At 40.7% G+C, this 22,994-nt stretch carries 26 protein-coding genes; 19 read left to right on the top strand and 7 right to left on the bottom strand.

All coding sequences use genetic code 11. From position 1 onward, the window contains the following. The first annotated feature begins 2 nt into the window (after positions 1 to 2). Genes H5154_RS09975 through H5154_RS09945 form a run of 7 tightly spaced genes read left to right on the top strand, consistent with a single transcriptional unit; the run spans position 3 to position 5,373 of the window. Positions 3 to 1,145 (top strand): chemotaxis response regulator protein-glutamate methylesterase, encoded by a 1,143-nt coding sequence (locus H5154_RS09975; protein WP_182718173.1) that lies wholly within the window; start codon positions 3 to 5, stop codon positions 1,143 to 1,145. Continuing rightward, a complete protein-coding gene (locus H5154_RS09970; protein WP_149981471.1) occupies positions 1,138 to 1,902 on the top strand; it encodes a flagellar motor protein in 765 nt (254 codons plus the stop codon). Before H5154_RS09975 ends, H5154_RS09970 begins: the two co-directional genes overlap by 8 nt. Before the next feature lie 5 nt (positions 1,903 to 1,907). Beyond that, positions 1,908 to 2,867, top strand: coding sequence for a flagellar motor protein MotB (locus H5154_RS09965; RefSeq protein ID WP_149981470.1), 960 nt, complete (start codon positions 1,908 to 1,910; stop codon positions 2,865 to 2,867). Positions 2,868 to 2,875: 8 nt separating this feature from the next. After that, a complete protein-coding gene (locus H5154_RS09960; RefSeq protein WP_149981469.1) occupies positions 2,876 to 3,646 on the top strand; it encodes a ParA family protein in 771 nt (256 codons plus the stop codon). A 3-nt stretch (positions 3,647 to 3,649) separates the two neighbouring features. After that, positions 3,650 to 4,435, top strand: a complete 786-nt coding sequence (locus tag H5154_RS09955) for a chemotaxis protein CheW (protein ID WP_149981468.1) — start codon at positions 3,650 to 3,652, stop codon at positions 4,433 to 4,435. Positions 4,436 to 4,454: 19 nt separating this feature from the next. Continuing rightward, on the top strand, positions 4,455 to 4,952 hold the full coding sequence (locus tag H5154_RS09950) for a chemotaxis protein CheW (RefSeq protein ID WP_145239335.1): 498 nt from the start codon (positions 4,455 to 4,457) through the stop codon (positions 4,950 to 4,952). Positions 4,953 to 4,968: 16 nt separating this feature from the next. Then, positions 4,969 to 5,373, top strand: coding sequence for a DUF2802 domain-containing protein (locus H5154_RS09945; RefSeq protein ID WP_145239332.1), 405 nt, complete (start codon positions 4,969 to 4,971; stop codon positions 5,371 to 5,373). A gap of 13 nt (positions 5,374 to 5,386) precedes the next feature. Here the strand turns inward: H5154_RS09945 and H5154_RS09940 are convergent, their stop codons facing one another. Both H5154_RS09940 and H5154_RS23640 read right to left on the bottom strand, forming a co-directional pair. Next, positions 5,387 to 5,695 carry an EscU/YscU/HrcU family type III secretion system export apparatus switch protein gene (locus H5154_RS09940; RefSeq protein WP_145239329.1) on the bottom strand — a complete coding sequence of 103 codons (309 nt, stop codon included), beginning with the start codon at positions 5,693 to 5,695 and terminating at the stop codon, positions 5,387 to 5,389. A 3-nt stretch (positions 5,696 to 5,698) separates the two neighbouring features. After that, positions 5,699 to 8,365: a flagellar hook-length control protein FliK gene (locus tag H5154_RS23640; RefSeq protein ID WP_259398485.1), complete on the bottom strand. Its 2,667-nt coding sequence runs from the start codon at positions 8,363 to 8,365 to the stop codon at positions 5,699 to 5,701. A gap of 102 nt (positions 8,366 to 8,467) precedes the next feature. Between H5154_RS23640 and ccmA the strand changes: the two genes are divergently transcribed. Genes ccmA through H5154_RS09885 form a run of 10 tightly spaced genes read left to right on the top strand, consistent with a single transcriptional unit; the run spans position 8,468 to position 16,231 of the window. Beyond that, positions 8,468 to 9,088, top strand: a complete 621-nt coding sequence (gene ccmA / locus H5154_RS09930) for a cytochrome c biogenesis heme-transporting ATPase CcmA (RefSeq protein WP_149981467.1) — start codon at positions 8,468 to 8,470, stop codon at positions 9,086 to 9,088. Continuing rightward, complete coding sequence (ccmB, locus tag H5154_RS09925) at positions 9,088 to 9,774, top strand: heme exporter protein CcmB (protein WP_182718172.1); 687 nt, start codon at positions 9,088 to 9,090, stop codon at positions 9,772 to 9,774. Before ccmA ends, ccmB begins: the two co-directional genes overlap by 1 nt. A gap of 1 nt (position 9,775) precedes the next feature. Next, complete coding sequence (locus H5154_RS09920; protein ID WP_149981466.1) at positions 9,776 to 10,513, top strand: heme ABC transporter permease; 738 nt, start codon at positions 9,776 to 9,778, stop codon at positions 10,511 to 10,513. 2 nt (positions 10,514 to 10,515) lie between these two features. Further along, positions 10,516 to 10,719, top strand: a complete 204-nt coding sequence (gene ccmD, locus H5154_RS09915; protein ID WP_182718171.1) for a heme exporter protein CcmD — start codon at positions 10,516 to 10,518, stop codon at positions 10,717 to 10,719. Continuing rightward, positions 10,716 to 11,195, top strand: coding sequence for a cytochrome c maturation protein CcmE (gene ccmE, locus H5154_RS09910; RefSeq protein ID WP_149981464.1), 480 nt, complete (start codon positions 10,716 to 10,718; stop codon positions 11,193 to 11,195). Before ccmD ends, ccmE begins: the two co-directional genes overlap by 4 nt. A 1-nt stretch (position 11,196) precedes the next feature. Further along, positions 11,197 to 13,164 (top strand): heme lyase CcmF/NrfE family subunit, encoded by a 1,968-nt coding sequence (locus H5154_RS09905; protein WP_182718170.1) that lies wholly within the window; start codon positions 11,197 to 11,199, stop codon positions 13,162 to 13,164. Then, on the top strand, positions 13,161 to 13,733 hold the full coding sequence (locus H5154_RS09900; RefSeq protein ID WP_182718169.1) for a DsbE family thiol:disulfide interchange protein: 573 nt from the start codon (positions 13,161 to 13,163) through the stop codon (positions 13,731 to 13,733). Before H5154_RS09905 ends, H5154_RS09900 begins: the two co-directional genes overlap by 4 nt. Continuing rightward, on the top strand, positions 13,730 to 14,191 hold the full coding sequence (locus H5154_RS09895; protein WP_182718168.1) for a cytochrome c-type biogenesis protein: 462 nt from the start codon (positions 13,730 to 13,732) through the stop codon (positions 14,189 to 14,191). Before H5154_RS09900 ends, H5154_RS09895 begins: the two co-directional genes overlap by 4 nt. Beyond that, the gene (gene ccmI, locus H5154_RS09890; RefSeq protein WP_182718167.1) at positions 14,192 to 15,490 is read left to right on the top strand and encodes a c-type cytochrome biogenesis protein CcmI; all 1,299 of its coding nucleotides are present in this window, start codon (positions 14,192 to 14,194) and stop codon (positions 15,488 to 15,490) included. Between the two features lie 9 nt (positions 15,491 to 15,499). Then, a complete protein-coding gene (locus H5154_RS09885; protein WP_182718166.1) occupies positions 15,500 to 16,231 on the top strand; it encodes a VacJ family lipoprotein in 732 nt (243 codons plus the stop codon). Positions 16,232 to 16,298: 67 nt separating this feature from the next. Here H5154_RS09885 and H5154_RS09880 read toward each other — a convergent pair whose 3' ends face one another. Continuing rightward, complete coding sequence (locus H5154_RS09880; RefSeq protein WP_182718219.1) at positions 16,299 to 17,522, bottom strand: EAL and HDOD domain-containing protein; 1,224 nt, start codon at positions 17,520 to 17,522, stop codon at positions 16,299 to 16,301. Between the two features lie 378 nt (positions 17,523 to 17,900). Here H5154_RS09880 and putP point away from each other — a divergent pair, with 378 nt between their 5' ends. Then, on the top strand, positions 17,901 to 19,412 hold the full coding sequence (gene putP, locus H5154_RS09875; RefSeq protein ID WP_149981458.1) for a sodium/proline symporter PutP: 1,512 nt from the start codon (positions 17,901 to 17,903) through the stop codon (positions 19,410 to 19,412). Between the two features lie 70 nt (positions 19,413 to 19,482). Here putP and H5154_RS09870 read toward each other — a convergent pair whose 3' ends face one another. After that, entirely contained in the window at positions 19,483 to 19,797 is a 315-nt protein-coding gene (locus tag H5154_RS09870) for a YebG family protein (protein ID WP_182718165.1), read from the bottom strand. A gap of 261 nt (positions 19,798 to 20,058) precedes the next feature. Between H5154_RS09870 and H5154_RS09865 the strand changes: the two genes are divergently transcribed. Beyond that, the gene (locus H5154_RS09865; protein WP_182718164.1) at positions 20,059 to 20,355 is read left to right on the top strand and encodes a ComEA family DNA-binding protein; all 297 of its coding nucleotides are present in this window, start codon (positions 20,059 to 20,061) and stop codon (positions 20,353 to 20,355) included. A 16-nt stretch (positions 20,356 to 20,371) separates the two neighbouring features. Here H5154_RS09865 and H5154_RS09860 read toward each other — a convergent pair whose 3' ends face one another. The 3 genes from H5154_RS09860 to nhaB all read right to left on the bottom strand — a co-directional run bounded on the left by H5154_RS09860 (position 20,372) and on the right by nhaB (position 22,933). Next, the gene (locus H5154_RS09860; RefSeq protein ID WP_182718163.1) at positions 20,372 to 20,674 is read right to left on the bottom strand and encodes a DUF6170 family protein; all 303 of its coding nucleotides are present in this window, start codon (positions 20,672 to 20,674) and stop codon (positions 20,372 to 20,374) included. Further along, positions 20,674 to 21,186, bottom strand: coding sequence for a disulfide bond formation protein DsbB (gene dsbB, locus H5154_RS09855; protein ID WP_182718162.1), 513 nt, complete (start codon positions 21,184 to 21,186; stop codon positions 20,674 to 20,676). Before dsbB ends, H5154_RS09860 begins: the two co-directional genes overlap by 1 nt. Before the next feature lie 163 nt (positions 21,187 to 21,349). Then, positions 21,350 to 22,933 (bottom strand): sodium/proton antiporter NhaB, encoded by a 1,584-nt coding sequence (gene nhaB, locus H5154_RS09850; protein ID WP_182718161.1) that lies wholly within the window; start codon positions 22,931 to 22,933, stop codon positions 21,350 to 21,352. Between the last annotated feature and the right edge of the window lie 61 nt (positions 22,934 to 22,994).

The following is a 22,994-nucleotide window of genomic DNA, read 5'->3' as shown; positions in this document are numbered from 1 at the left end:
CAATGGCAGTTAAAGTTTTAGTTGTTGATGATTCAAGTTTCTTTCGCCGCAGAGTGAGCGAAATACTCGAGCAAGATAAGGATATCGAAGTAATTGGTTTTGCGGTAAATGGCCGAGAAGCGGTCGATAAAACAAATCAACTTCGTCCAGATGTAATCACCATGGATGTTGAAATGCCCGTGCTTGATGGCATTAGTGCTGTAAAAGAAATCATGGCAGCAAATCCAACCCCTATTCTGATGTTCTCCTCACTGACTCGTGATGGCGCAACAGCAACCTTAGACGCACTTGATGCGGGTGCTCTAGATTTTTTACCGAAAAAATTTGAAGATATTGCTCGTAATAATGAAGATGCGATTAAGTTATTACAAAATAAAGTAAAAGAAATTGGACGCAAGCGTCTTTCGCGCTTTAGTCGGCCGACAACGCCTCCTGCATCGGCACCAATACCTCCCGTTTCTGCAGGTACAACAAGTCGCCCTGCGATAACTCAACCAGATCGAAGCTTTAACCGGAGCGCTGCACCTGCGACTAATATTGCAGCTAACACTCGCGCTTCAGGAAAGAAATATCAAATAGTTGCAATAGGTACTTCAACGGGAGGACCTGTTGCACTGCAAACAATTCTGACTCAGTTGCCCGCTAATTTTCCGCACCCTATTTTGTTAATACAGCATATGCCAGCTGCGTTTACGCCAGCATTTGCCACACGTTTAAACGGCTTGTGCAAAATAAAAGTAAAAGAAGCACAACAAGGCGACCGATTAATGCCAGGCGTCGCGTATCTAGCGCCGGGCGGTCAACAAATGTTGATTGAGGGACGGGCTGGCAATCGCACTTTACGTGTTTTTGAAGACGATAGTGCCCGGATCACCTATAAACCAAGTGTTGATGTTACTTTTGCAAGTACAGCCAAATCGTTCCAAGGTGATGTATTAGCTGTGGTACTTACAGGCATGGGCGCAGATGGAAGAGACGGTGCAAGAATGCTTAAACAAGCCGGCGCTACTATTTGGGCACAAGATGAAAAAACCAGTGTGGTATATGGTATGCCACAAGCGGTTGCTAACGCAGGGTTATCATCGGCAAGCATTGCGCTTGAAGACGTTGCTAATCGGTTAGTTCGAGAGATTGGTTGTGGATAAGTTGTCGTTTCTAGGCCTGTTCGTTGCACTTTTGGCGATTGGTTATGGCTACTCACTAGAAGGCGGTGTTGTGAGTGCTTTATTTAATGGCCCGGCATTAATCATTGTGTTGGGCGGTACGTTAGGTGCTGTAATGCTACAAACACCAGCAAGTACGTTTAATAAAGCATTAAGAATAAGCCACTGGGTATTTTTCCCACCAAGTTACGATATCAACAGAGCAATTGAGCAAGTTAAAAGTTGGTCACAAAAAGCCCGCCAAGAAGGGTATTTAGCACTTGAAGAAATAGCGTTAACCCATCCGGATCCATATGTTGCCAAAGGCTTGAGTTTACTGATTGATGGCAACAGTGAGCAAAAACTCAGAGACACACTAGAAATTGATTTGTTGCTAGAAAGAGAACGGCTGCTTGAAGCCAGTCGAGTTTATGAGGCGTTGGGCGGTTACAGTCCTACCATCGGTATATTAGGCGCAGTGCTTGGTCTGATCCAAGCGATGTCATTTATCACTGAACCTGAAAAGTTAGGTGCAGGGGTTGCGACTGCTTTTCTTGCCACCATTTATGGGGTTGGCTTAGCAAATTTATTGTTTTTACCTATGGCTAACAAGCTCAAACAACAAGTAGAACAAAAGATGCTGTTTCATGAGTTATTAGCTGAAGGAATTATTGCCATGAGCCAAGGTGATAGCCCTGTCAATATTGAGCTGAAACTTGAAGCGTATCGTGTAGAGCGTCCAAGTCAGCTTCAAGAATAATTATTATGATGCGCCGTCGACTTCGTCACTCATCGACCAAAAGTCAGCATACAGAACGTTGGCTAGTGTCGTACGCTGATTACATGACTATTATGTTTGCATTCTTTGTAGTGATGTATGCGATTGCGATTAATAAAGAAGAAAGCTTCCAAATTTTATCTGATTCGCTGGAGCAGGTTTTTGACAAGTCAGCTCGTCAGTATAGTCAAGAGGGTCAAGGCGTGACGGGGACCGGTTTATTAACCGATAGAGTGACTCCTGAAAACGAACTACTGTTTGGTGAAAGTATTCAAAAGCAAGAAGCTGGCCCAGAGTTACTGGATGGACAAAGCGATACCAGTAATATAAAACAAAAACACTTAGGCAAACCTTTAGATAGCTTATTAACTAAATTACAATCAGCCTTGATCGATGAAATACGCGATGGCGAAGCAAGTTTAGAGTTGCACCAAGACTGGTTGATCATTGAATTAAGCTCAGGAATGTTATTTTCCAGTGGCAGTGCTGTGGCGCATCAACGCGCGAAAGCAGTGATAAAATTAGTAAACGATATTATTGCCCCAGTAGATAACTACGTTAGAGTGCGTGGTTATACCGATAATGAAACCATTCATAATGAAATGTTTCGTTCTAATTGGGAGCTATCTGTTGCAAGAGCGACCTCGATTTTAGTCGAACTTGATGCATTAGGTATCAACCCTGCGCGCATGGCCATTGAAGGATATGGACAGTATTCACCTTTTGCTGATAATGATACAGAGCAAGGACGTGCTGAAAATCGTAAAGTAGTCGTTGCATTATCAAAATATGGTTTGCCACCCAAGCCCATTGTTACAACCGAGCAACCAGCAACAGAAACTGAAGCAGAGCAACCAATTGAGTTGCCAAGTGATGACAACACTATTAAAGTGATCCAACTCCCACACGGTGGTATAAGAATTACAACGCGCAACGAACAAAAATAAGGTGTGATGTGAAAATTTGGACGGTAGCAAATCAAAAAGGTGGAGTAGGGAAGACGACCACGGCTGTGAGCTTAGCTGGTATATTAGCGCTGCAAGGAAAGCGAGTATTACTGATTGATACCGATCCTCATGCATCTTTAACGTATTACTTTGGCATTGATTCAGAAGATTTAGAAGTCAGTGTATATGATATATTTGCCCGTGGAAACAGCATGGCAAGTGAAGAAATATTGCAAGCTTTGTGTCCATCGAACATAGATAACTTAGATATTCTTCCTGCAACGATGGCAATCGCGACACTTGACCGCAGTATGGGTAATAAGACCGGAATGGGGCTTATCTTAAAAAAAGCTTTAGCAAAAATTAGTGAGCATTATGATTACGCTATTTTAGACTGTCCGCCAGTGTTAGGTGTATTAATGGTTAACGCATTGGCTGCAAGTGAACGCATTTTAGTGCCAGTACAAACTGAGTTTTTAGCACTCAAAGGACTAGACCGAATGATGCGGACCATGGAATTAATGCAAAGCTCGCAATCAAAGCAGTATCAATATACCATTATCCCTACAATGTATGATAAGCGCACTAATGCATCCCTTGAAGCATATAAGACATTACAGCAAACGTACCAAGAAAAAGTATGGCCAGGGGTAATACCCGTAGATACTAAGTTCCGTGATGCAAGTTTAGCTCAACAAGTACCGATTCAGTATTGTCCACGCTCAAGAGGTGTTTATGCTTATCGCGCATTACTCGATTATTTGATTGAACAAGGTTAATGAATGAGTAAGCAATTATTTGCTAATGAAAAAGTAATGACCCAGTACTTGGGGGCTTTACTGTGCGAAGACGATGAGTCAACAGACTTACACCCGGTTGCAAAATTACTCGAACAAGTTCCATCCACAGAAAGTAGCAATAAAATGCCACTCAAGGCGTCGCAGCAAACCATTGTGCAGCCAAACGCACTTGATGAGCCAAAGACTAGTATTGAGGAAGAAATACCCGCGCCCCTTGAGAAACCACAGATCCAAGCTAATATCAAAGATATAGCTAAAGTGAGTGAACAGCTAAATGTTGCTGAAGCTAAAACTCCTGTACAGCGTCAAGAAGATTATTTTGATGGTGAGTTTCAGGCGTTATTCTTTGAAGTGGCTGGGCTTACCCTCGCAGTACCATTAAAAGCATTAGGTGGTATTCATCAATTAGGTGAAGTTAATCAGCTTTTTGGTAAACCCAAGTGGTTTAAAGGAGTGATGCTAAATCGTGATGAGAATCTTAATGTAGTTGATACAGCGCTTTGGGTGATGCCAGAAAAGTATACCCAAGAGTTAGAAGACAAATTAAACTACCAATACTTAATTACTTTAGGTAATAGCCAATGGGGATTGTTGGCTGAAAAGCTGGTTAATAACATTACACTACGCAGTGAAGATGTGAAATGGCGAGCTAAAAGTGGCAAGCGGCCTTGGCTTGCAGGTGTAATTAAAGAAAAAATGTGTGCCTTAATTGATGTGCAAAGCTTAGGTCAATTATTAGAGCAAGGTTTAGATAGCCGCGACCAGTAACGATATTCGGAGTAATAACATGAGTGAACAAAGATTATTATCAAGCAGTAAAAATACCGATGGCAATGATGAAGTATTGCAGTGGGTAACTTTTAAGCTTGAATCAGAAACCTATGGTGTGAATGTGATGCAAGTGCAAGAGATTTTGCGTTATACAGAAATTGCTCCAGTACCAGGTGCTCCAAGCTATGTTTTAGGGATTATTAATTTACGTGGCAATGTTGTAACAGTAATCGATACGCGTGCACGATTTGGTTTGATGTCTGCAGAAGCAACAGACAATTCACGAGTATTAATTATTGAAGCTGAAGAGCAAGTCATTGGTATCTTAGCCGACAGTGTAGCAGAAGTGGTTTATTTGCGTAGCTCAGAAATTGATAGTGCACCAAACATTGGTACTGAAGAAAGTGCCAAGTTTATTCAAGGTGTCAGTAATCGTGATGGTGAATTATTGATTTTAGTTGATTTAAATAAATTACTAAATGACGAAGAGTGGGATGAGTTGAGCGATTTATAACGCTTACGGAAAAACTATGTTGTTATACTCGTTGCTTGGAGTCTCAATTGTACTGGTGTTAGTATGCTTGGGACTAATTTTTATTAATAATAATAAGTACGCTGCAGCATTAAAAAGCAAAATACTGCAACTGCAAGAAACTCAACAACAGCTCAGTATTTTACGCAGTGAAGTCGCAGAAATGCGCACCGGTATGCTAAGTATTGGTAAGCGATTAGTCGCTGTAGAGCAGCGAAATCAAGAGTTAGCGCAATTACAAGATGCGCAAAAATATGACGATCCTGATGCGAAAATTTATTCTCGAGCAGTGAAAATGGTTGAACTAGGTGCCGATATTGAAGAGATCATACGAGAGTGTGAACTTCCGCGTGCCGAAGCAGAACTATTAATGTCGTTACATCATCAAAAGGGCGCTAATTAGCGCCTTTTACTTTTTACGCCTGAATATTTAACTTGCCTTGAAAGTCTTGCCAGCCTGGTGGGAATTTACCCCGCAGTACATATGAAAAAGCAATCAGTTCGGCAATCACATAATACAGTTCTCTTGGGATCTCTTCGCCAAGCTCTAAATGCGATAACGTTTTAGCCAATGCTTCATCTTTGTGGATCAAAATTCCTTTTTCTTCTGCAGCTTTAATGATCTCTTCTGCGAGCTCACCAAACCCTTTACTACTGACTGTAGGAGTACGACCGGCTTCGTAAACTAAACCAATTGCAGACTTATGTTTTGGTATCTCACTCATGGCTTAAACCTTAATATTAATAATGGCATGGGATTGATAAAAAGCTTGGTGTTGCGGCGCACCTTGGCTTAGCTTCATTTCACCAACTTGTAGGCCATGAGCTGTTAATTTATGACGCAAACTCTCAAGGTGCGGATGAGCCATTGCGGTGATATCTTGGCTTGAGGCAAGTAATTGACAATCGAGTGCTTTATCCATTAATTCAGCGGTGATCTGTAATTGGCCAAGCTCAGCGTAATCAAAATTAAGTCGCACAAACCAAACATTTTTAGCTTCGAGTTTATTTTGGCTTGGTTTTTTATATTGTCCTAATGAAATTTCTGTTTGTGCGGTTTCCGGTGGCAGTCGCATCGGCAGTAAAAATTGTACTAACGGATTATTATCAGGCTGCTGATTGATGGGGGTGCTGTTAATTTGGCTAATTGCAGTTTTTATTTGGCTCAGCTCAGCCGCTAAGGCTTGTGATTGTGGCTGTAGTAATTGTTCTTGCAGTTTCTGTGGGTTAGTTGCTTTAAAGTTAGGCACTAATACTTGTAATAAAGCATCAAGTGAGCTTTGACTGTTAAAATTCAACGCACTGATATTTGCTAAGCTTGGAGCCGCTAAAATCGCCACTGCCAAATGCTCAATAGATTGGCTAAAACTATTTTGCAGGGCACTAGTTGTTAAGCTTTCTGGACGCAAAACACTGAGTATTTCTCGTTGAATGGTTAACGGTTGCAACGATTGGCTGTCAATCATGCGGCTAAAAGCTTGATTGACTAGCCGATTTAAATCGACATTATCACTTACTTTGGTCGCTGCTAGTTTATTAATTTGTGAAGCGATATGCTGTTTATCGTAGTTTGCTGCTGATTTAAAATTAGGCAGCGGCTTTTCGATAGGCGTTTTTAAAAGTGATGCCAATAATTTGGCTTCCAGTGGCAAGCTAATCTGGCTGGCTGGCAAAGCGCTGGTTATCGGTCCTTTTAATAGTGCTTCTATATGTAAGTGAGTACTTGCTTTTAGATTGTCGTTGTTTAGCTGTGCTGTTAGAGATGCTACTTTGGTATCTACTCCTGCAGCAAAAGGTGGAGTTGTTTTTAATTTTTGCTGAGCATCGGCTATAACTGTTTTGGCGACAGCGCTATTATCACTGACATTGACAGTTGTACTATTGGTTTTGCTGGGTAGAACTTGTTCGGGACTGTGTGCTAGCGCTTTAGCGATAGGTTCTTTGTTTAGCTGAGCAGGTTGAGCATTAATATCAGATGCTGCTTGTTTTGGATTAACAGTAACCTGCGGTGTTTTATTTTGCGCTACTGTAGTTTGCTCGCTGGATTGAATCGCGGCAGCTAGTTTATTTAATTGTTTGTAGTTATCGGTATCTTTGCTCAGTGGCGCCGCAGTAGTACTGTTATTTTTAACCGCATTAGGCTCTGTAATACTTGCTAAACCGGCTTTTAATCGCTGAAATAACTGTACCAGGGGAGGCGATTGATGATAATGCTTTGGCAGCGCGGTACCTTGGCTAATATCTGTCAGTAATGGTTGGGTGTTGCTTGTCGCCATTGCCACAAGGTTTATTTGCCTGAGTGATTTGGGTAGTAAGGTTTGTGCAGTTTGATCTGTTGGTGTTAGTGATTGTGCTACAGCTGATTTATTGCTGACTTGACTAAATGGTTTGCTTTCAAAATAGCGTACAGCGTCACTTATTCGGGTTTTTAAGTCAGCAAAACTGTCTTGCAACCACGAGCTTATTGGGCTGCTGCTGACCAATAAGGGGCTGCTAGGTGCGACACTTGTTTGGGTATTAAACTGGCCTGGTACATGGCTTTTTTGTAGCAATGAATTAAAAGTATGGGCTAATGAATTTTTTAACTGCAGAGCTATTTTTGGTAGCTGCGTTTTTATTATTAATTGTTCATTAAGCGCATTTAATTGTACTTTTTGAATTACCCCACCAGGCTGAGTTGAGTGTATGCTGTGATTATTTAACGGCTGCTGCAGTGCGAGCTTAATATTGCCATTATAATTATTAAAGCTCAGTATTGCGGTATTTTTATCTAGCTGTAGCTGCCCATTTGGTACCAGTTTACTGAGCCAAAGAGCAAGTTTTGCTTGGCTGATTGGCTGCTGGTGAAGTGTATCAGCAAAGCGATTAACAACACTTAAGGTAAAATTATTGCGGTTCGGGGTAATTATTGCTTTTAGATCTTGCTCATTGTGCAGTAGTTGGGCGACTTCTTTATTGATAGGAATACTGGCGTGTAACTGATTTAACAGTAATTTTGCAGCAGGCTGTAAAATAATTTGCAACGACAAAGGTTTATTCTCGACCTGAACACCACTGTTAATTAAATTTAAAACACTTTGCAGTTGGTTTGTTTGACGCAAGCTGATCTCAGCTTGCTTTGGTAAAATAGTGAGTTGTTTACCATCATTACTGAGTTGAATATCGGCACTGGCAATTTTTTGAGTGTTTGTTTCAGTGCCAGTTGTAGCTAAGCGTAATGTTTGCCAATGCTTATCAACATAGACTTCCATCTGCACAGAGCCTTTGGCGAACACGATGTTTTTAGCGCTGAGTGTTTGCTCGCTGAAAACAGGTAATTGCTGTGCAACGCCATTGTGCGACGAATGACTGACAGGAAGCGAATTCGCTAATGTTATCTGTGTAGGTTTGTTCATTATTTTAAATCAAGTTTTTGTTAATCGGTGCAAAGCATTATTCGTATTACCCTATCATTATGCTAGACTAACGCCTAATTTTGGGTATAGAGAATCATCATCTTGTTACACATTAAGTCCGTCACCTGCATCAAGCAAGAACGTTGTTTGTTTGCGGATCTTAATTTCAGCTTGAAATCAGGCCAAATCATGCAATTAGCAGGCCCAAATGGGGCTGGTAAAACATCCTTGCTGCGTATAATTGCGGGTTTTTCTGCGCCCGATGAAGGACAAGTTATGTGGCAAGGTGAATCAATTGCTAAAAATTATGATGAATTTGCCCGGCAATTGTTATTTATCGGCCATAAAACAGGGGTGAATAGCCAACTTAGTGCGATTGAAAACCTGCGATTTTGGTTACAGATTCAAGGTTACGACACTGAGCAAGATCTTTACTCATTATTAGCTAAGATTGGCTTAGTTGGTCTTGAAGATGTACCTGTGCGTACTCTATCTGCTGGTCAACAACGTCGTGTTGCGTTGATCAGACTTTGGCTTAATGATGCGAAGTTATGGGTGCTGGATGAGCCATTTACAGCCTTAGATAAAGCCGGTATCGCATTTTTGCAGCAACGCTTTTTAGCTCACCTAGCACAAGGTGGGGCGATTTTATTAACCACCCACCAAGACTTAACGACCCACTTTAATGAGTTGCAAACCGTTACTCTGGAGTACCGACACTGATGTTACGCCAGCATTCATATTGGCAGCTATTTAGTGCCGTTTGTAAAAAAGATTTACGGCTGGCATTTCGCCAGCGTGCTGAAATCGTAAACCCCATTTTGTTCTTCTTAATTGTTATTACATTATTTCCGTTAGCAATTGGTCCTGAGCCCGGTCTACTTAGCCGTATGGCACCTGGTATTATCTGGGTCGCTGCGTTACTTTCAACCATGTTAGGCTTAGATAAACTATTTCGTGATGACTATCATGATGGTAGTTTAGAGCAATTGATTGCTTCATCGTACCCGTTACCGTTGACGGTGCTTGGCAAAGTCGTTGCCCATTGGATTATTACAGGCTTGCCGTTGGTGTTGATGACGCCGCTGTTCGCCTTGTTATTAAATTTAGACAATCAAGCATTGATTGCAACGGTGCTTACCTTGCTATTGGGTACGCCATTACTTAGTTTTATCGGCGCTATTGGCGCTGGGCTTACAGTGGGATTACAAAAAGGCGGCATTTTGATGAGTTTATTGGTCTTGCCTTTATATATCCCCGTATTAATTTTTGCAACGTCTGCTATCGATACCAGCACAATGTCGCTGGATTATAGTGGTCAGCTTGCCATCCTTGGTGCGATGCTTGTCATTGCAATTATCAGCGCACCAATTGCCATATCGTCAGCATTGAAAGTGAGTGTAAGTTAATATGTGGAAGTGGTTACATCCCTACGCTAAAGCAGATCGTGCATATCAATTATGCAATACGTTACTGCCCTATTTTGCCGTGATAACGGTTGTCTTTATGATTATTGGTTGGGTCTGGGGGTTAGCCTATGCACCAGCTGACTATCAACAAAAAGACAGTTATCGCATTATTTTCATTCATGTACCGTCAGCTATTTTGTCGATGGGGGCTTATTCATCAATGGCTATTGCGGCAGTGATCGCTTTGGTATGGCAACTTCGTAATGCCGAGTTGGCGGTGATTGCCATCGCACCTGTTGGCGCATGTGTAACTGCAATTGCACTTATTACTGGCGCCGCTTGGGGTAAACCTATGTGGGGTGCGTGGTGGGTATGGGATGCACGACTTACGTCTGAGCTCATTCTATTATTTCTATATTTGGGGGTATTGTCTTTATATCATGCCTTTGAAGATAAAAAAGCAGCAGGTCGAGCTGCATCTATTTTAGCTATTGTGGGGGTAATTAACCTACCCATTATCCACTTTTCGGTTGAGTGGTGGAACACCTTGCATCAAGGTGCCACTATTACTAAGTTTGATACGAAAGCCATTGATTCAAGTATGTTTTGGCCATTAATGGTAAATATAGTCGCGTTTGCTGGTTTTGTTGGCATGGTGACTTTGATGCGTCTTAAAAATGAAATTTTACAACGTGAAAAGCATCGCCCTTGGGTGCGTCAGTTGTTAAATAGGGGCTAGTTATGCAGTTTGATTCTTTTTCTGATTTTATTGCCATGGGCGGTTACGGCTTTTATGTGTGGCTTTCTTTTGGTTCATGTGCACTGATTTTATTAGGTATTTTAGTTAGTTCTTTGAATGATACTAAGCGCATTATGGCTTCTGTGCAGCAACAAGCTGAACGAGAGGCTCGCATTAAACACGCTCAACAGGAGAATCAAGCATGAACCCAAGACGTAAGAAACGTTTGCTTGGCGTCGTCGCTATTGTATTCGGTATTGGTGCCGCCATCGGTTTAGTATTGTATGCGCTGCAAGAAAATATTAACTTATTTTATACTCCAAGTGAGTTAATTGAAGGTAAAGGCCCGAATAAAGAAAAGCCGCACATTGGTCAAAAGTTGCGTATTGGCGGTATGGTGGTCCCAGGATCAGTGATTCGAGATGAAACCAGCCTACAAGTAAGCTTTACCTTGATTGATACAGGCCCTTTAGTAACGATCAAATACCAAGGTATTTTGCCTGACTTATTTCGCGAGGGGCAAGGGATTGTTGCTCAAGGTGTGTTGATTGAACCTAATGTAATAGAAGCGTTTGAAGTATTGGCTAAGCATGATGAAGAATACATGCCTGCTGAAGTTGCGGAAGCGGTGAAGGGGATCAAACACGAAAAACCTAAATATAACTTAGAAAGTGGCAATTAAGATGATCCCAGAACTCGGTTATTTTTCCCTAACACTGGCCATGGTGCTGAGTGTTTTATTGTGTATTTTTCCTCTATGGGGCGCACATACTGGTAATTTACGGTTAATGCGTGCAGCTCCTTCATTAGCTGTTGGCCAATTTGTATTTGTATTAGTGTCATTCGCTGCCTTAATTTATGCCAGTTTAACCGATGATTTTACCGTCGCGTACGTGGCTTATCATTCTAGCAGTACCTTGCCTTGGTATTATAAAATCACTTCAACCTGGGGTGGGCACGAAGGTGCTATTTTATTGTGGCTAGTAATGCAAGCCGGTTGGACAGCAGTAGTAGCACTGCGCTCTAATTCACTGCCTTGGATACTGCGTGCTCGTGTATTAGGTGTGTTAGGCTTTTTAGGTGTTGGCTTTATGCTTTACACCCTGTGGATGTCAAATCCATTTGAATTATTACTGCCGTATTTTCCTGTCGAAGGGCGCGACCTTAATCCGCTATTACAAGATCCAGGGATGATCATCCATCCACCTTTATTATATATGGGTTATGTTGGTCTATCGGTTTCTTTTGCATTCGCAATTGCAGCGTTATTAACAGGTAAACTTGATAATACGTGGGCTAAGTGGTCACGTCCTTGGACAATGACTGCGTGGGGATTTTTAACACTAGGTATTACTATTGGAAGCTGGTGGGCATATTCCGAGCTTGGCTGGGGTGGCTGGTGGTTTTGGGATCCCGTTGAAAACGCATCGCTTATGCCTTGGTTAGTAGCTACTGCATTATTGCACTCATTATCGGCAACCGAAAAACGCGGTGTATTTAAATCATGGACCGTATTACTTGCGATTGCTGCATTTTCATTGAGTTTACTGGGCACCTTTATTGTTCGCTCTGGCATTATTGTGTCAGTGCATGCGTTTGCTACCGATCCTGATCGTGGCTTATTTATCTTAGCGTTTTTAGCGATAGTGGTTGGTGGTGCGTTAACCTTATATGCATTTAGGGTATCGCAAGTACGCAGCGAAGGTCGTTACAAACTGGTATCACGTGAAGTGGCGTTATGGCTCAATAATATATTTTTAGTGGTTGCTACATTTATTGTGTTACTGGGTACTTTATTACCTATGGTTCATAAAGAAATGGGCTTAGGCAGTATTTCAATTGGCGAACCATTCTTTAATAAAATGTTTGCCATTATTTTGGTGCCGTTTGCCATCTTAATGGGCATTGGCCCTCTGTTACGTTGGAAGCAAAATAAGTGGTCTTTTTTACAAAATAAACTACTTGTGTCAGCGTTAATGAGCATAGTGATCAGTGCTGCTTGGTTATATTCAAGTTATGCCAGCGTAGCGCCTTTAACTTTATTGGCGACCACGCTTGCGATATGGATTGTGATCACCACCGGTGTTGATTTATATGTTAAAGCTACTGTGCAAACTAACTTTAGCCAAGGTCTTAAAAGGTTAGGACTTAGTTATTGGGCTATGGTATTAGGGCATGTTGGTATTGCCTTTGTTATCGCAGGTGTCACTTTAACTTCGGCGTATTCGGTTGAACGTGATGTTTCGATGAAGCCGGGCGAAATCGTACAGTTAAATCAATATCAGTATCGTTTTGAAGGGGTATACACTATTCGTGGTGCAAACTACAGTGGTCATGCTGGAGAAGTGAGCGTCCTGAAAAATGATAAACTAGTCACTGTACTGCATGCTGAAAAGCGCCGTTACGATATTGGTATGCAATTTATGACTGAGGCTGCAATTGATGCTGGCTTTACCCGTGATTTATACCTTGCTCTGGGTGAGCAATTAAATAACGGCGGTTGGTCATTGCGCATCTATCACAAGCCATTTGTACGTTGGATGTGGATTGGTGGTGTATTGATCTCACTTGCCGGTTTTATGATTTTAGGTGACAAACGTTACCGTACTAGCAAGAAAAAAACCGATAAGTCACAGGAGAAACTGGTATGAACCGCAAGTTGTTAGCGCTGATACCTCTGCTGGCATTTGTTTTAGTGTGCGTGTTTTTATTTCAAGGTTTGTTTTCAAACCCAAGAGAAATTCAAACCGGTCGGTTAGGTCAGCCAATGCCAGCCTTTGATTTACCTGATTTAATGCAGGATTCAAAGCGTTGGCAAGATAGCCAATTAAAAGGCGATGTATATCTACTCAATGTATGGGGCACTTGGTGTCCTACCTGTTTAGCTGAATTAGATTATTTAACCCAATTGCGAGAGCAAGGCGTTAAAATTATCGGGCTTTACTATGTACAAAGTTATGATGCTGACTTTGATGGTGAATTTGATATGCCAGCGCTACGTGAAGAAGTGACGTCAATGTTAAGTCGTGCCGGTGATCCGTATCAGTTTAATATTCTTGACTTACACCGTACTCTTTCGCTTGATTTAGGTGTGTCAGGTGCACCTGAAACATTTTTAGTGGATAGCAAAGGCACCATTTTATTGCACCATACTGGCGATATAAACCCACGAGTTTGGCGTGCTAAATTTGCTCCCTTGATGCAGGAATTACAGCCATGAAATATTTTTTAATTGTTTTAATGATACTAGCCAGTGGCATAGCTATGGCAGAGCAAGATCGTTACCAATTTGATAACAACGAACAAGCGCAACGCTTTACTGAGTTAACTAAAGAATTACGTTGCCCTAAATGTCAAAATCAAAATATCGCAGATTCAGATGCTGTGGTTGCGAAAGATTTGCGCGAAAAAGTATTGGCGTTAGTCAAAGAAGGCAAATCGAAAGACGATGTGATTGAATATATGATTGACCGCTATGGCTATTTTGTTCACTACGATCCGCCAGTAACGCCAGCAACATTAGTGTTATGGGTATTACCTATTTTGATTGTGGTATTTGGCTTTGGCTTTATTATTTTTCGTCAACGTAAGGCTGCGGTTAAGCAAACATGGAGTGAGCAAGATGAGGCGTTATTAGCCAAGCTCATTGCGAAAAATGAACGTCAGGAGCAGATTTAAATGATACTAATGTGGGTTTCTTTTGCATTATTAACCTTATTAGCTGTGGCGTTTGTGGCATTACCGTTTTTGAGTAAAGAGCGGGTACAAAGTCTCACTTACAATGCTAATTCAGAGCTTATTGCCATCTACCATCAGCGCCTTGGCGAGCTGGCGAATGATTTAGCAAATCAACGTATTGATCAAGTTAACCATGATGAGTCTGTGATTGAGCTCAAACGTCGTTTACTAAATGAGTTATCGCCTGAAAAATCACTGATGAGCAGAGGCAATAACCGTATTTTTGCATTAACAGGCAGTGCATTTTTAATCGCTTTTACCGCTGTATTTTATACCGCAACTGGTTCACAACAACAGTTGCAGAACTGGCACAGCGCCATGGATAATTTAGCAGCTTATGGTGAACGAGCCGTGATGCAACAAGGCGAACCTTTAACCCAAAATGAATTACAAGCGTTTGCGTTAGGGCTACGCACTAAACTTGCGCAAAGTGGTGATGATCAAGTGGCTTGGATGCTACTCGGTCGCGTTGCAATGTCATTGAATGAATACGACATGGCGCAACAGTCATTTGATAAAGTGCTGCGCATGGATCCTGACAACATGCCTGTGCTGATCAGTTACAGCCAAGTACTATTACTTGAAGGCAGTGATGTAAATATGACGCGCGCTGCGGGTATGCTCTCTAAAGTGCTCAAAGACGATCCAACTAACCTTGATGCTATTTCATTGTTAGCGTTAATTGCTTATGAGCGTCATGATTGGTTGCAAGCAAAAGCAGCATTCGAAGTGCTTTTAAAGAGTATGGATGAGCAAGATACTCGCTATGACATGATTGCTCAGCGAATTACTGAAATTGAACAAAATATTACAGCTGAAAACACACAACTAGCACCTGCGTTGCAACCACAAGCTGAGCAGGGCAGTGGCGAGGATAATAACGCAGCTAAAATGAGTGCTATCAAAGTTACCGTTAATCTTGCGCCACAGCTTGCGGACAAGCTTCCAATCCAAGGTACCTTATTCGTATTTGCAAAAGCTGCCAATGGTCCGCCAATGCCGCTCGCAGTGGTAAAATTAACAGATTATAGTTTTCCAATTGAAGTACAGTTAAGTGATAGTAATGCTATGGTCGCAGGGTTAACGCTTTCAAGCGTTGATAAAATTATTTTAACTGCACGCATTTCAAAGGATGCATCAGTAATGCCTTCAACGGGTGAGTTGGAAGGGCGTTCAGATGTGTTAGAACGTAGCCAAACCAAGGCTTACGATTTACTTATCAATGAATTAATACCTTAAGGATAAAAGATGTTAAGACAGAGTTTAGTTTTGTTTGGGCTATTGGTGCTAGCAGGATGCGCGCAAGTGCCTGACGAAAAAATAGATGAGCGAGATCCACTACAATCATTTAACCGTCCAATGTATGATTTTAATATGGATGTACTTGATGCTTATGTTCTGCGCCCTGTTGCGGTAGGGTATGTGGCCGTAACACCAACACCGGTGCGCCGTAGTATCGTCAATTTTACTGGCAACATTAGTGCACCAACTGATGTAGTTAATGCCACGCTACAAGGTAAAGCGGGTAACGCAGGCGTGAGCTTAGCGCGGTTTTTAGTTAATTCAACTGTGGGTATTTTTGGCTTATTTGATGTTGCGACATCGCTTGGTTTGAATATTGTCGATGAAGACTTTGGTCAAACTCTGGGGGTATGGGGAATAGGCGACGGTGCTTATTTAATGCTACCGGGAATGGGACCGTCAACAGCGCGTAACCTAACGGGTGCAGTGGTTGATGGCTATGTGTTACCAAAAATTGCCTTAACCACGCCACAAACTGTATTGGTGTTTGCGTTAAAGGCTGTAGAAGCTCGGGCTTCTTTAATACCACAAGAAAGCTTATTGAATGAGTCACTCGATCCGTATATTTTTATGAAAGACATTTACTTTCAACGTCAGTTATATGAGTTGTATGATGGTAATCCACCGGTTGAAAAAGAGCCCGACGATTTTGATGAAGACTTTTTAGAAAGCCTTTAATGTGTATTTTCAGGTTAAATAAAAATGCCAGCGTCTAAGCTGGCATTGTTATTTACGGTATTATTTATTATCCTGCCAGCACTTTCATTTGTTCATTAGCCCAGTTAACGGCATCATGATACGCATCTGGCACTTTACCAGCGCCAAGACCAAGCTCATCTTTAATCGCGTTTGCACCTTGCCAATTGGCTTGTTCGTATAATTTTACTAAGCGCAGATATTGTGCCAGTAAACCTTGATCCTCTAATAATGCTAACTTTATGTCGTTGGATAATGGTAGCTTTTTCATCACGCTTTGCATATCTTCATCTAATATGGCATCCATTAATGACATCATACCGGTTAAAAAAGCCATGCCCGTATCTTTGAGTTTATTATGGTTTATAGCTAGCAACTCAGTAAAGCGTGCTCTGGTTAACGATAAGCGTATTAACTCTGCGGGTTTATCACCAGCAACTTGAGCTGCAAACAACAAGGATAAAAACTTTTTAATTTCTGCTGCACCTAGCACAATTAGTGCTTGTTTGATGGTGCTGATCTCAGCTCTGCGCTTAAATGCCGCTGAATTACTATAACGTAATAATTTATAAGAGAGGTTTACATCTCGCTCAAATACGTCGGTAATTTTCTTTAAATTGACTTCAACAGTGGATGTCTCATAAAGCAGCTCGGCAAGAGCTATCTCTGATGGCGGCAAGGTTTTACTTTGCACCATTTCTGGTTTGGAAAAGAAAAACCCCTGAAAGTAAGTAAAGCCAAGATCTAATGCTAATTGATACTTTTCGTAGGTTTCTACCTTTTCTGCTAATAATTTTATATGCGGATAAGGTTTAATTTCTTCGATTATGGTGTGGATAGTGTCAACGTCACAATTGATAAAATCTATTTTAATAATATCAATAAAAGGATAAAAATGACGCCATACAGGCTGGTGAATATAATCATCCAGCGCGAGCGTATAACCTTTTTGTTTTAAGTCTTTGACGATCGCGAGCAAGCGTTTCCCTGGTTGAATTGTTTCGAGTATTTCTACAACAATCTGATCTTTACCAAGCAGAGTTGGGTAGCCTTTTTGTAATGTTTCAAGCGTAAAGTTGATATACGCTGGTTTATTATCGGTGAGATCTTCTAAACCAAAATTGAATTGACTACCTTCAATTAGCCGAGTGGTTGCCTCGTCACCATCAATATCAGGGAATACATTATCAACGCCATCACGAAAGAGTAGCTCATACCCTACAAGTTGTTTGTTTCGATCTAAAATTGGTTGGCGTGCAGCATAAAAATACATAAACAGCGGGTCCACATCAGTTAAGCGATTACTTGGGCAATATAAGATAAAACAGCATAAATAGCATTAATTATATTTAGAATATCAATGCTATAGTATTAATTAATTGATACATCATCGATCTAATCCTAAGGTAATTAAGTATTAATTACCATGTTCTGTAGTTAAATAATTAACCATCAGATAAAAACAACTCCACCTTATATCATTACTTGGCTACCTCAGTAAGTGGAGTTATTCACCCTTTGCGTGATATAGTCAAGTTCTAGGTTGGTTTTTACACCAATAATGACTTTATATAGTATTGATTTATGAGTCATTATTAGGATTGAAAGCCAGGTTTTAACTTCAGAGTTGGAGGCGAGTTTGGAAACTGGAATGATTATTTCTTTAGCTGCGTATTTTATCGTAATGCTAGGTATTGGCTTGTACGCTTATAAGCAGTCTACCGCCGATGTGTCGGGTTATATGTTGGGTGGCAGAAGTTTATCACCAGCTGTAGCTGCACTATCTGCAGGTGCATCGGACATGAGTGGTTGGCTACTTATGGGTTTACCCGGTGCTATGTATCTATTTGGCTTAAGTAAAGTTTGGATTGCGATAGGTTTAGTACTTGGTGCTTGGGCAAACTACTTTTTAGTCGCGCCAAGGCTACGTGTCTATACTGAAAAAGCGAATGACTCGATTACCATCCCAGATTACTTTGCTAATCGTTTTGCTGATAATAAAAATATATTACGAGTCATCTCGGCAATCGTGATCATCGTTTTCTTTACACTTTATACTTCTTCAGGCGTTGTCGCTGGCGGTAAATTATTCGAAAACTCATTTCAGATGAGTTACGAAACAGGGCTTTATGTGACAACCGGAGTCGTCGTACTCTATACATTGTTTGGTGGTTTCTTAGCTGTTAGTTTGACTGACTTTGTGCAAGGTTGCATTATGTTTGTCTCGCTACTTGCTGTACCTATTGTTACTTATACGATGCTAGACCAGCCAGTGTTAGACACACTTGCTAATGCCAGCTATGACTTGCTGTTAAGCGCTCCGAAAGAGAGCGAAGTCCACTCGCTTAATATGTTAGATTGGTTTGCTGGTGGTTCAACTATCGCTATTATTTCTGCAATGGCATGGGGCTTAGGTTATTTTGGTCAACCGCATATCATAGTACGTTTTATGTCAGTACGGTCAGTGAAAGATATGCCAACTATGCGTCGTATTGGTATGTCGTGGATGACTTTATCAGCGATTGGTGCAGTGTTAACTGGACTATTTGGTGCCGCTTACATGATCGAAAATCAAATGCTGATTGACGATAAAGAAACTATATTCTTAGTATTATCTGAATTGGTTTTCCATCCACTTATTGCCGGCTTTTTACTTGCTGCTATTTTAGCTGCGATTATGAGTACTATTTCATCTCAGTTATTGGTTTGTTCAAGCTCTTTGACTGAAGACTTCTATAAAATTTATTTAAACCGTGATGCATCACAAACCGAGCTGGTTTTAGTTGGGCGAATTAGTGTACTACTCGTTGCATTATTTGCTATTTATTTGGCTTATGATCGCGATAGTTCTATTTTAGATTTAGTAAGTAATGCATGGGCTGGTTTTGGGGCTGCGTTTGGCCCGTTAGTATTACTTAGCTTGTATTGGAAGCGAATGAATCTACAAGGTGCGATCAGTGGCATGGTTGTGGGTGCAGGGACAGTGTTGATCTGGATATACGCGCCAATCACTATAAATGGTGAGAGCCTCAGCAGTATCATTTATGAAATTATACCGGGCTTTATACTTGCAACAATTGCAATCATTACAGTGAGCTTATCAACAGCGCCACCAAATAAAGAGATCACCGAATTATTTGATGAAGTTGAACGAGGGCTATAACGGGTAGTAATTTTTATAACTAAAAAAGGGCAATTAATTGCCCTTTTTTAGTTAGTTAACTTGTAATTTTTTAGCTTGCTTCTTTATCTGCGCTGGCTTTAATCGACGCTACATTTTCTTTTTTTACTTTCGCCGTAGGTGTTTTCTGTATTGCCTCTTTGCCGCCTTTAAGTACATTCATAAAGTCGTCTTTACTTTTAGCAATCTCAAGTGCGAGCGATTCGATTTGTTGTTCGCTTAGTGGCACATCAACTTTCTCAAGCATAACCTCAAGCGACTCTGCTATATCAAGCATTTTGTCATACGCGTCAGCTTCTTTTTTAGTAGTAAACGTCATACGCTCGACTCCGTTTCTCTCTACAACATATTTAACAACAACAGCCATGATTTCTCCTGCCAATTTGCTTGGTGAATAACAAGTTCACCTTGATTGATTACTGTTTTTATGTACAGTAATTGTTTATTGGTCTTTTTGCAAGTGAACATTTTTATTTTTTACTACTAGGATTTGACAAAGAGGTACAACTTTACTTTATTTAAATAGTCGCACTTTTTTAGTATGACTTTATTTGGAGGTAGTCCAAAAGTGAAGGCATTAAAATCAACTATTAATTGAGTCCACGTATGGATATCATGGAGGAGAAACATGAAGTTTTTAACTTTAATAGTGGTAGTGCTTGGCTTAGCTATTTCATTGCCTAGTAGCGCAGCTGTAACTAAAACAGAGACTGCTGAAAGTATGAAGAAAGTTCAGTTAGTCAATGTGAATCAAGCAACAGTCGAACAGCTTACTCAGCTGCCGGGTATTGGTAAATCAAAAGCGCAAGCGATAATTGATTTCCGTACCAAGCAAGGCAAGTTTAAGTCTGTTGCAGATTTAGCGCAGGTGAAAGGTATTGGCGAAAAATTAGTCGCTAAATTGGATGGCAAAGTTACATTCTAAAAATCAGCAGGGCGAATTATTCGCCCTGCTCAAATTGCTTAATAGCGTGCCTTAAATAGCGTTTAGAGAATTGAATTTCGACTGGAGTGGTTAACAACGGGTAGCTTAACCCGGCCAGAAGTAAAGCTGGAAGTAACAACCAACCTTCAACATACGCTAATGATAGAAATACTGGGATCAATAAAACCAGCTTTATAATACGCAAACTGATTTTTTGCATTGGAGTTAACATACTCACTGCAATCGCAATTATTTGCTGACGTTGACGTATTTTAAACGATTTTAATTGCGTTACTTGACTTGAAAATAATGCCATCATCACAGCGACTTTTTAATTATTAAACGACTTGCTACAACGGCCATTAGTATCAGAGTAAATGCGGCAAAAATGATCTCCATCCACGCCGGCATACTTAGCCCTGCAAATTGCCAATCGATGTTGCCACAGTCACCTGTTGCAGCAAAAAAATGTGGCATCCATTCGTGCAATGGTAATGGGAAATTAGGTTCGAATTCACAGCTAAACGCAAAAGGATCGGTGGTAGTTTGCATATCGATATGTTCGCGTGCAATTAAATAACCCCAAATACTGGCAACTGCCCATGCAGAAAATGCTGTTAGGCGGCATATTACATTCGTGGGTTTAATTGCACCGAGTAACCCAGCGGCTAATAACCCCAGCATGGCAGTACGTTGGTAAATACACATAATGCATGGCTCTAAGCCCATTTTATATTGAAAAAACAATGCGATTACTTCAAAAATAAAAGCGCTAAAAGCGAGCTGTAACCAAGCACTGCGCTGTTGGGCTAAATTTGCTAACCAAGTCATAAAATATCCAATCTATAATTTGTAGATGAATTATGACTTAGTCATTAAACTAGGCGCAAGGATAAATATGATTTGTAACAATAAAAAAGCTGCCGAAGCAGCTTTGTTTTTACTCTTTAACCTAAATATGGGTTAAGGGATTTACTGTCCAGAGTTCGGATATTTAATGCCCTGAACTTCCTATACTTTGTAAGCTTGCGCTGTGGTGTTCAATCCAACCCCATTGATAGAGTAAATCAGTTACCTCACTAAGCCCTAGATATGTAGAGCTTAAACCAACAACCGTAAGTACAATGGTATAGGGAAGTGCCATATAAACCATACGCCCGTAAGATAAACGTAATACGGGAGCAAGTGTTGATGTTAGTAAGAATAAAAATGCAGCTTGTCCATTCGGTGTGGCTACACTTGGTAAGTTAGTACCAGTATTAATTGCTACTGCTAATAAATCAAATTGGTCGCGACTAATTTGTCCTGCTTTTAAAGCCGCCGCCACTTCGTTGATGTAAACAGTGCCAACAAACACATTATCACTGACCATCGAGAGCAGGCCATTTGCGACAAAAAACATAACTAACTGTAATTGCCCTTCAAATGTCAGTACCCAAGTTATTACAGGAGTAAATAAATGTTGATCAATAATTACTGCAACGATTGAAAAAAATACACATAACAGTGCAGTAAACGGCAATGCTTCTTCAAACGCTTTTCCTAGTTGGTGTTCTTCAATTATACCAGCGGACGCAGTTGCAAAAATAATGACGGATAAGCCAATTAAGCCAACGGTAGCAAGGTGTAAAGCTAATGCAATGATCAACCATACAGCAATAAATGACTGAAACATCAGATTAACTTTATCGCGTTTAGTGCGTTTGTTATCGAGCTCTTTTGCGTGATCAGCAAGTATTTGATGAATCGGTTCTGGTAACTTTGCGCCATAACCGAAGGTTTTTGTTTTTTCGAGTAATATTGTAGTAACAATACCAGCGATGAATACAGGCATAGTAACAGGCAACATACGCAAGAAAAACTCCCCAAATTGCCAGCTTGCTCGTTCTGCAATAATAAGATTTTGTGGTTCACCCACCATAGTACAGACTCCACCAAGCGCGGTACCAATCGAAGCATGCATTAATAAGTTACGTAAAAAAGCTCGAAATTCTTCAAGTTCCTGACGATTAACTGGGCGTACTTGGTTATCATCGTTAATGTCATGTTCACTAGTGGAGTCTTTCCCTGAGGCGACTTTATGGTAAATACTGTAAAAGCCCATAGCGACAGCTATGACCACCGCCATTACTGTAAGTGCGTCTAAAAAAGCAGAAAGAAATGCTGCAGAAATAGTAAATGCTAAGGAAAGTACAGTTTTGCTGCGAACTGATACCACCAAGCGGGTGAAAATATAGAGTAATAAATCTTTCATAAAGTAGATACCTGCGACCATAAAGATCAACAGTAAGATTACATCTACATTTTGAACAATTTCATGCTCTACTTGCCCGGCAGTTGTCATGCCTATAAACAGTGCTTCAATTGCAAGTAAACCACCTGGTTGCAGTGGATAACATTTCAGCGCCATCGCGAGAGTAAAAATAAACTCTAAAACTAATGCCCAACCAGCCATATAGGGATTGATATGAAATAACACAGGGTTAATAGCTAAAAAAGCAATAATTGTGTATTTATACCACTGTGGGGCAGAGCCTAAAAAATTCTTAAAAATTGCATTGAAAACACTCTGTTGCATAGGTGTTCCTTATTATTGTACATTTAAGTATAACTGTTGTTGGTTAAGTTAATTCAGTCTA

The sequence above is a fragment of the Pseudoalteromonas sp. SR44-5 genome (assembly GCF_014163675.1).
Taxonomy (GTDB): Bacteria; Pseudomonadota; Gammaproteobacteria; order Enterobacterales; family Alteromonadaceae; genus Pseudoalteromonas; species Pseudoalteromonas rhizosphaerae.
Note: the sequence above shows the minus strand (reverse complement) of the source record. Positions and strands in the feature narration are given on the sequence as shown.

Excerpts from the sequence above, each read along its gene's own strand:
- dsbB (WP_182718162.1), bottom strand. The coding sequence starts at position 21,186 with ATGACTTGGTTAGCAAATTTAGCCCAACAGCGCAGTGCTTGGTTACAG.
- H5154_RS09955 (WP_149981468.1), top strand. The coding sequence starts at position 3,650 with ATGAGTAAGCAATTATTTGCTAATGAAAAAGTAATGACCCAGTACTTG.
- H5154_RS09880 (WP_182718219.1), bottom strand. The coding sequence starts at position 17,522 with ATGTATTTTTATGCTGCACGCCAACCAATTTTAGATCGAAACAAACAA.
- H5154_RS23640 (WP_259398485.1), bottom strand. The coding sequence starts at position 8,365 with ATGAACAAACCTACACAGATAACATTAGCGAATTCGCTTCCTGTCAGT.
- putP (WP_149981458.1), top strand. The coding sequence starts at position 17,901 with ATGATTATTTCTTTAGCTGCGTATTTTATCGTAATGCTAGGTATTGGC.
- H5154_RS09975 (WP_182718173.1), top strand. The coding sequence starts at position 3 with ATGGCAGTTAAAGTTTTAGTTGTTGATGATTCAAGTTTCTTTCGCCGC.
- H5154_RS09900 (WP_182718169.1), top strand. The coding sequence starts at position 13,161 with ATGAACCGCAAGTTGTTAGCGCTGATACCTCTGCTGGCATTTGTTTTA.
- ccmB (WP_182718172.1), top strand. The coding sequence starts at position 9,088 with ATGTTACGCCAGCATTCATATTGGCAGCTATTTAGTGCCGTTTGTAAA.
- H5154_RS09870 (WP_182718165.1), bottom strand. The coding sequence starts at position 19,797 with ATGGCTGTTGTTGTTAAATATGTTGTAGAGAGAAACGGAGTCGAGCGT.
- H5154_RS09920 (WP_149981466.1), top strand. The coding sequence starts at position 9,776 with ATGTGGAAGTGGTTACATCCCTACGCTAAAGCAGATCGTGCATATCAA.
- ccmD (WP_182718171.1), top strand. The coding sequence starts at position 10,516 with ATGCAGTTTGATTCTTTTTCTGATTTTATTGCCATGGGCGGTTACGGC.
- H5154_RS09885 (WP_182718166.1), top strand. The coding sequence starts at position 15,500 with ATGTTAAGACAGAGTTTAGTTTTGTTTGGGCTATTGGTGCTAGCAGGA.
- H5154_RS09965 (WP_149981470.1), top strand. The coding sequence starts at position 1,908 with ATGATGCGCCGTCGACTTCGTCACTCATCGACCAAAAGTCAGCATACA.
- H5154_RS09895 (WP_182718168.1), top strand. The coding sequence starts at position 13,730 with ATGAAATATTTTTTAATTGTTTTAATGATACTAGCCAGTGGCATAGCT.
- ccmE (WP_149981464.1), top strand. The coding sequence starts at position 10,716 with ATGAACCCAAGACGTAAGAAACGTTTGCTTGGCGTCGTCGCTATTGTA.
- ccmI (WP_182718167.1), top strand. The coding sequence starts at position 14,192 with ATGATACTAATGTGGGTTTCTTTTGCATTATTAACCTTATTAGCTGTG.
- H5154_RS09950 (WP_145239335.1), top strand. The coding sequence starts at position 4,455 with ATGAGTGAACAAAGATTATTATCAAGCAGTAAAAATACCGATGGCAAT.
- H5154_RS09940 (WP_145239329.1), bottom strand. The coding sequence starts at position 5,695 with ATGAGTGAGATACCAAAACATAAGTCTGCAATTGGTTTAGTTTACGAA.
- H5154_RS09905 (WP_182718170.1), top strand. The coding sequence starts at position 11,197 with ATGATCCCAGAACTCGGTTATTTTTCCCTAACACTGGCCATGGTGCTG.
- H5154_RS09860 (WP_182718163.1), bottom strand. The coding sequence starts at position 20,674 with ATGATGGCATTATTTTCAAGTCAAGTAACGCAATTAAAATCGTTTAAA.
- nhaB (WP_182718161.1), bottom strand. The coding sequence starts at position 22,933 with ATGCAACAGAGTGTTTTCAATGCAATTTTTAAGAATTTTTTAGGCTCT.
- H5154_RS09945 (WP_145239332.1), top strand. The coding sequence starts at position 4,969 with ATGTTGTTATACTCGTTGCTTGGAGTCTCAATTGTACTGGTGTTAGTA.
- H5154_RS09865 (WP_182718164.1), top strand. The coding sequence starts at position 20,059 with ATGAAGTTTTTAACTTTAATAGTGGTAGTGCTTGGCTTAGCTATTTCA.